1 protein-coding gene and 1 tRNA gene (1 of these 2 running past the window's edge) are annotated in these 1586 nt (G+C 64.9%); both read left to right on the top strand.

Annotation, left to right across the window (positions count from 1 at the left end; translation table 11 throughout):
- Window position 1 precedes the first annotated feature (1 nt).
- Window positions 2–1435 carry an NADH-quinone oxidoreductase subunit NuoN gene (gene nuoN / locus ACQKDV_RS18590; protein ID WP_427785731.1) on the top strand — a complete coding sequence of 478 codons (1434 nt, stop codon included), beginning with the start codon at window positions 2–4 and terminating at the stop codon, window positions 1433–1435.
- Between the two features lie 127 nt (window positions 1436–1562).
- Window positions 1563–1586, top strand: a tRNA-Met gene (locus tag ACQKDV_RS18595) (it continues 153 nt past the right edge of the window).

The following is a 1586-nucleotide window of genomic DNA, read 5'->3' on the forward strand; positions in this document are numbered from 1 at the left end:
GCTGCGCCCAGACAAGGGAGAAGTATTTCATCGCCGGGGCCTCCGTCAGTGGGCCTTCGCCCTGATGATCCTCGACCTGTTCGTCAGCAACCGGAACAAGATCGTCACCCACCTGTTCTCGGTCGCTGCGCTGGCCGTGGTGCTGTTCATGCTCGCCACCGGCGTGGGCGGGCAGGGTGAGGTCTTCCACGGCATGTTCGTGCGCGATACCGCCGCGGACGTGATGAAGACCGGGATCGTGCTGCTCAGTGGCCTGACCCTGGTCTACGGCTGGCGCTACCTGCGTGACCGCAACCTGTTCCAGGGCGAGATCCCGGTGCTGATCCTGTTCGGCACGGCCGGCATGATGATCCTGGTCTCGGCCGGCAGCCTGCTGATGGTCTACCTGGGCCTGGAACTGCTGGCCCTGTGTTCCTACGCGCTGGTCGCCAGCAACCGCGACAGCGGCCTGGCCTCGGAAGCGGCGATGAAGTACATCGTCCTCGGTTCGCTGGCCTCGGGCCTGCTGCTGTACGGCATGTCGCTGATCTATGGCGCCACCGGCAGCCTGCACCTGGATGCCATCCAGGCCGCCATCCCGCATTCGGAAGAGCGCGTGCTGCTGATCACCGGCGCGGTGTTCATGATTGCCGGCGTGGCGTTCAAGCTCGGTGCTGCGCCGTTCCACATGTGGCTGCCCGACGTCTACCAGGGTGCCCCGGCACCGATCGCACTGTTCATCAGCTCGGCACCGAAGCTGGCCGCGTTCGGCATGGCCTACCGCCTGCTGGAAATGGGCGTGGGCCCGCTGTCGACCGAACTGCAACTGCTGATCGCTGGCCTGGCCGCCGTGTCGCTGGTCATCGGCAACCTGATGGCCATCGCGCAGAGCAACCTCAAGCGCATGCTGGCGTTCTCCACCGTCTCGCACATCGGCTTCCTGCTGATGGGCATCGCCGGTGGTGGCGCACAGGGCTACGCCGCCGCGCTGTTCTATGCGCTGGCCTACGCCATCATGTCCACCGCCGCCTTCGGTGCGATCATCGCGCTGTCGCGCGCCGGCTTTGAAGCCGAGAACATCGAGGACTTCAAGGGCCTCAATGCGCGCAATCCGTGGATGGCCGGCCTGGTGCTGTGCATCATGGCGTCGCTGGCCGGCATCCCGCCGTTCCTCGGCTTCTGGACCAAGCTGGCCGTGCTCGGCGCGGCGGTGAACGGCGGTCTGTTGTGGCTGGCCATCCTCGGCGTGCTGTGCGCCGTGGTCGGTTGCTTCTACTACCTGCGCGTCATCAAGGTCATGTACTTCGATGAGCCGGTGGGCGAGGCCATGCCGCGCAACAACGACCGCGTGCTGGGCGTGGTGCTGGGCGTGAACGCCTTGGCGCTGTTGGCCCTGGGTCTGGCCTGGAACCCGATCATGATCTGGTGCCAGCAGGCATTTGCGCATCTTGCATGAAAGTTGACACAAAGCTGCGCGATTCGTGTAATATGCGCAGCCTGAGTTGTCACTGCAGCGGTTCAGCCAGAACATCGTTGCGGTAGCCCTCCTCGAAAGAGCAGGGCAGCAGTTCAAACACTTCCGGTGCGGGGTGGAGCAGTCTGGCAGC

The sequence above is a fragment of the Stenotrophomonas sp. NPDC077659 genome (assembly GCF_050268705.1).
Lineage (GTDB): Bacteria > Pseudomonadota > Gammaproteobacteria > Xanthomonadales > Xanthomonadaceae > Stenotrophomonas.